At 71.1% G+C, this 5475-nt stretch carries 5 protein-coding genes and 1 pseudogene; all 6 read right to left on the reverse strand.

All coding sequences use genetic code 11. The features are described from left to right. Positions 1-922: Gfo/Idh/MocA family protein (locus G3I65_RS33790; RefSeq protein ID WP_160699699.1), on the reverse strand; the 922-nt coding region annotated here is incomplete at its 3' end. Continuing rightward, on the reverse strand, positions 919-1479 hold the full coding sequence (locus G3I65_RS33795; RefSeq protein WP_160699700.1) for a DUF624 domain-containing protein: 561 nt from the start codon (positions 1477-1479) through the stop codon (positions 919-921). The genes G3I65_RS33795 and G3I65_RS33790, both read right to left, overlap by 4 nt. Positions 1480-1483: 4 nt before the next feature. Beyond that, entirely contained in the window at positions 1484-2329 is an 846-nt protein-coding gene (locus tag G3I65_RS33800; RefSeq protein ID WP_160699701.1) for a carbohydrate ABC transporter permease, read from the reverse strand. Then, positions 2326-3288 carry a carbohydrate ABC transporter permease gene (locus G3I65_RS33805; RefSeq protein ID WP_160699702.1) on the reverse strand — a complete coding sequence of 321 codons (963 nt, stop codon included), beginning with the start codon at positions 3286-3288 and terminating at the stop codon, positions 2326-2328. Before G3I65_RS33805 ends, G3I65_RS33800 begins: the two co-directional genes overlap by 4 nt. A 3-nt stretch (positions 3289-3291) precedes the next feature. Beyond that, entirely contained in the window at positions 3292-4584 is a 1293-nt protein-coding gene (locus tag G3I65_RS33810; RefSeq protein ID WP_166640920.1) for an ABC transporter substrate-binding protein, read from the reverse strand. Between the two features lie 211 nt (positions 4585-4795). Further along, positions 4796-5475, reverse strand: a pseudogene (locus tag G3I65_RS33815) (gfo/Idh/MocA family oxidoreductase); the annotation flags it as partial.

The raw sequence follows: 5475 nt of genomic DNA on the forward strand, positions 1-5475 counted from the left end.
TGAAGGCGCGGGTCGCCGACAGCGGCGCCCGCAGCGCGACGCCGTCGCGCACGTGCTCGACGAGGTTGACCAGCAGGTCTTCGGGCGGGTCCACCGGCGTCGGCGTCCCCCGGATCTCCAGCCGGTCGGTCTTGTACTCCCAGCGGATCCGGCCCTGGGTGCCGTGCACGAGGACGTAGGGCTGGTGGTCGGCCGCGGCGGCCAGCGTGGCCGCGACGACGACGTCCGGCGCGCCGGCGAAGGCGAGCCGCGCGCAGGCCGTGTCGTCGGATTCGATGGCGCGGGCCCGATAAAGCTCGACGGTCAGCTGGTCCGGGAGCAGGTTCGCGGTCCCGTTGAGCAGCAGCGCGGTCGCCACGGCGTGCGCGAAGGGGTTGGTGAGGGCGCCGTCCACGACCGGCTGCCCGCCGACGCGGCGCCGTCCCGCCCAGCCGGTCCGCCCGAAGTACCGGTCCCGCCGGATCCAGGCCCCGGCGGCGGCGATCCCGGTGACCGTCCCGATTTCGCCGCGCGCGATGGCGGCCCGGACGAGCGGGACGGCGGCCGAGCCGAAGCTCTGGAACCCGGTCTGGCAGGCGAGCCCGCGGTCGCGGGCGAGCCGTTCGAGTTCGCCGAAGCTGTCGAGGTCGAGCACCGGGGGCTTCTCGAGCAGCAGGTGGCAGCCGGCTTCGAGCGCGGCGCGGGCGAGCGGCAGGTGGGTGTGCGGCGGCGTGGCGACGACGGCGATGTCGGCGACCAGTTCGCGGGGGTCGTCGGTCAGCTTCGCCCCGGCGGGCAAGAGGGCGCGGGCTTCTTCCGGCGGCTCGCGGACGTCGCACGCGCCGGCGAGGACGATCTCCCCGCGATCGTGCAGCGCCCGCGCGCGGCGGAGGTGGGTGAGGGCGTGGCCAGCGGTACCGAACACGACGACGGCGGGGATCACGACCGCCCTCCGGTCGCGACGGCGGCGAGGCAGAGCGGCCCCGCGACGATGAAGGCGAGGATGGGCAGCATCCAGACGAGGACAGCGGAGAGCCCGATGGCGGCGGCGAGCAGCGCGGCACTACCGGGCGAAGCGGCGACTTCCCGCGCGGCGGCGAGGGTTGCGCGGTGCCAGGACAACGCTCCCGACGAAACGAACTCACATGTCCGCACCGCCAGCACCACTGCCACTCCGGCCAGCACCCCCAGTACCGGCCGAACCAATCCCGCGCCCGGCAGCGAGCCCGCGACCTCCAAGTCCACCGCGAACACCACCACCGCCGCCACACACCCGAGCCCGAACAACACCCCGCCACGAAAGACCGACCGGAAGTCCGCCCAGAACGTCGTCCACAGTGGACCGCCCACCCCGCGCCGGGCCCGCTCGACCGCGCGGCACCCCGCCACCAGCGCCGGCGCCGCCGTCACCACCGGTACGGACGCCACCGCCACGAGCAATCCCGCCAGCAGGCAGTCCGAGAATTCCCCCAGCCCCGCCCGCCACGTCGCTTCGCGCATCCCCTCACCCCTTCAGACCACTCGTGCTCACGCCCTCCACCAGCAAGCGCTGGAACGCGAGGAAGAACAGCACGATCGGGACCAGCGCGAGCGCGGACATCGCGAACATCGCGCCGAAGTTGGACTGGCTGCTGGTGTCGACGAACAACCGGAGCCCCAGCGGCACCGTGAACTTCTCCGTGTCGTTCAGGTACACCATCTGCGTGAAGAAGTCGTTCCAGGTCCAGATGAACGTGAAGATCGACGTCGTCACCAGCGCCGGCTTCGACAGCGGGAGCACCACGTGCCAGAACGTGCGGTAGACCGAACAGCCGTCGATGATCGCGGCTTCGTCGAGCTCGCGCGGGATGCCGCGCATGAACTGCACGATCAGGAACACGAAGAACGCCTCGGTCGCCAGGAGCTTCGGCAGGATCAGCGGGACGAACGTGTTGACCAGCCCGGCCTGCTGGAAGATCACGTACTGCGGGATCAGCGTCACGTGGTAGGGCAGCATCAACGTCGTGATCATGAACGCGAACAGCGCGCCCCGGAACCGGAAGTTCAACCGGGCGAAGGCGTACGCGGCCAGCGAGCACGAAAGCACGTTCGCCACCACCGACAACCCGGCCACCAGGAACGAGTTCACGAAGAAGCGGCCGAACCCGACGTCCGCCGCGCCCTCCCAGCCCTTCGTGTAGCCGTCGAAGACGAACCGCGTGGGCAGCAACGCCAGCCGGGACAGGATCTCGTCCGGCGGCTTGACCGACGCGAACGCCAGCCACACCAAGGGGTACAGCACCACGGCGACGATCACCAGGCAGAGCACGTGCCAGCCGAACGACCGGGCCGTGCGCGGGAGCACCGTCATTTGCGCTCCTCGGCGTCGTCGTAGAACACCCACAGCTTCGCCGTGCGGAAGACTATCGCCGTGACGATCGCGATCACCACCAGCAGCACCCACGCCATCGCCGACGCGTAGCCCATCCGGAAGTCCTGGAAGCCGACCTCGAACAGGTAGAGGGTGTAGAACAGGTCCGCGTCGGCCGGGCCGCCGCGGCCGCCGCCGATGACGAACGCCGGGGTGAACGCCTGGAACGCGTGGATGGCCTCCATCACCAGGTTGAAGAAGATCACCGGCGACAGCATCGGCAGCGTGATGTGCCGGAAGCGGCGGAACGCGCCCGCGCCGTCGATCGCCGCGGCCTCGTGCAGCTCCGCCGGAATCTGCTTGAGCCCGGCCAGGAAGATCACCATCGGCGCGCCGAACTGCCACACGCCCAGCAGCACGATCGAGGCGAGGCTGAACTGCGGGTCGTCGACCCAGCTCGGTGTGTGCCAGCCGAAGAACGCCAGCACCTCGTTCACCGGGCCGCCGCCCATGAACAGCGCCCGCCACACCAGCGCCGCCGCGACGCTGGCGCCGAGCAGGGACGGCGCGTAGAACGCCGCCCGGTAGAAGCCGTTCGCGCCGCGGCGGGTGTTCAGCAGCATCGCCACCAGCAGCGACACCGTCAGCTTCAGCGGCACCGATACGAGGACGTAGATCAGCGTCACCTTCACCGACTGCAGGTAGCGGTCGTCGTCGGTGAACATGTGGGTGAAGTTGCCGAAGCCGACCCAGTCCGGCGCCGTGAACATGTCGTAGTCGGTGAACGACAGGTACAACGACACGACCATCGGGCCGACAGTCAGCGCCACCGCGCCGAGCAGCCACGGCGTCAGGAACGCGAAGGCCTCCGGCTGGCTCTTGCGGCGGCGCCGGGACGGCCGGACGCGCGCGGCCGCTTCGGCGGCGACCGGCGGGTCCGGGGTGCGCAGGGTCGTCATCGGCTAGGACAGCCCCTTCTCGGCCTCGGTCATGAACCGGCTCACGGCGTCGTCGATGCTCATCCGCCCGAACGCGACCTCTTCGTACGTCCGCTGGAGGAGCTTCTGGATCGCGCCGGCGCCCTTCGGCGGCACCGGCGGCGCGGCCCCGAGCTTCGGTTCCAGCTTGGCTTCGTAGTCGTAGAGGGTCTTGTCGTTGCCGGTCGCCGACCCCGCCAGCTGCGCGCGGACCTTGAGGTTCGGGGCCAGGCCGCGGTCGGTGCCGACGATCTTGCCGACCTCGGCGTCGTTCACCAGGAAGTCGACGAGCTTCGCGGCCGCCTCCTGCTGCGCGCTGCGGGCCGAGACGGCCAGGAACATCGACGGCCGCCGGTACTGCCCGGTGTCGCCCGCCTTGTCGGTCGGGTACGGCGCCACGTTCAGCGGCTTGCCGTTCGCCTTCTGGTACGCGGGCAGCAGGTTGTCGTAAGCGAACTCCGAGCTGGTCAGCTTCTTGCCCAGCGGCGCCTGCTCGGGCGAGGTGTTGTAGGACGCCGTGACGTCCGCGGGCGAGCTGCCCTTGGCGTCGCGGAAGCCGCTCGCGAGCTGCCAGTAGCGGCGCAGGTCGTCGGCGGTGAAGCCGAGCTTGCCCTCCGGGGTGTAGAACTGCTTTCCCTGCTGGCGCAGCCAGATCTCCAGCGTCGTGTCGAGGATGCCGAAGTCGGTCGCGCCGCGCGCCGAGAACCCGCTTGCGGCGCTGACCTTCTGGGCCGCGTCGGCGTACTGCTGCCAGGTCAGTCCCTTGGCCGGGTCCGCGCCCGCCGCGGTGAAGGCGGCCGGGTCGTAGATCATCGCCGGGGTGTTCTGCGCCCACGGCACGGCGTACCGCTTGCCCTGGTACACCCCGGTCGCGGCCAGCTCGGGGTTGACGTCGGCGAGCGAGATCGCCTTGCCCGCGCCCTGGTTCAGGTCGGCCAGCACGCCCCGGCCGCCGTACTCGGCCAGGTACCGCGTGTCGACGTTGAGCACGTCCGGCGGCTTGCCCCCGGCCGTCTGCGTCGCCAGCTTCTCCCAGTAGGCCGCGTACGCCGAGAACGACGTCTGCACCTTGATCTTCGGGTTCTTCCGCTGGAACAGCTCCACGGCCTTCTTCGTCAGGTTCGCGCGGCCGTCGCTGCCCCACCAGACGAAGGTGATGGTCACGTCCCCGTCGCCGGAACCGGAGCCCGAGCCGCACGCGGCCACCCCGGTCAGCAGCAGGGGAACCACCACGGCCAGCGCGGCGAGCCGGGTCCCACGCACAGTTGTCCGCCCCATCGAATTCTCCGTCCTCAGCCGGTCAGCACTTTTCTGAAAACGCTGTCAGCGCGCTCACGGTAGGCAGTGCGCCACACCGGTGTCAACGGTCGATTCGGAAGCACAACCCTTGTGCAGCAATGGTTTCCACGAAATGAGGGCACGTCGAGAAAGCGCTTACAGCAACCGGGTGAATGACCGGGGCCGCCAGCGCGATGGGCACCGGCGCCTGCTATCCGGTGCGTTGGGCGGTCCCCGCCGCCCGCGCGGCGCTCGCCCACGGGACGCCGATTTCGGAGAACAGCGCCAGCCGGTCCGCGGCGACGGCGACCTCTTCGCCGATCCCCCGCACCACCGGGTGCCGGCTCGCCCCCTCGCCGACCGTGCGGATCCAGCCCGCCGGGATCCGCGACGGCGACGGCGCGTCCCGGACCGCCCCGACCACCGAGGCGAACGCCCGGGTCCGCGCCAGCGGCGCGAGCAGCGGCACCCCGGCCGGGTCCCGGTGGTGGGCCACCAGGTTGCGCAGCAGGTCGGCAGGCGCCCCGAGGTGGACGCGCTCGTCGTCGATCTCCAGGCGGTGGCTCTTGTACCAGAACTTCGCGCGCCCCTTCGTGCCGTGCACGACGACGTAGGGCTCGTGGTCCTGCTCCGCGCACAGCGACGCGGCGACGACGACTTCGGGACCGGCGGCGAACCGGATGCGCAGGCAGGCCGTGTCGTCGGCTTCGATGTCGCGCGTGCCGTAGAGCTCGAGCGCGATCTCCGCCGGGTCGCGGCCGCCGACCCCGCCGACGAGCAGCGCGGTGGCCACGGCGTGGGAGAACGGGTTGGTCAGCGCGCCGTCGACGACGGCCTCGCCGTCGAGCCACCGGCGGCCGGCCCACGGGTTGCGCCGGTAGTAGGCGTCGG

The organism is Amycolatopsis sp. SID8362 (genome assembly GCF_010550475.1).
Taxonomy (GTDB): Bacteria; Actinomycetota; Actinomycetes; order Mycobacteriales; family Pseudonocardiaceae; genus Amycolatopsis; species Amycolatopsis eburnea.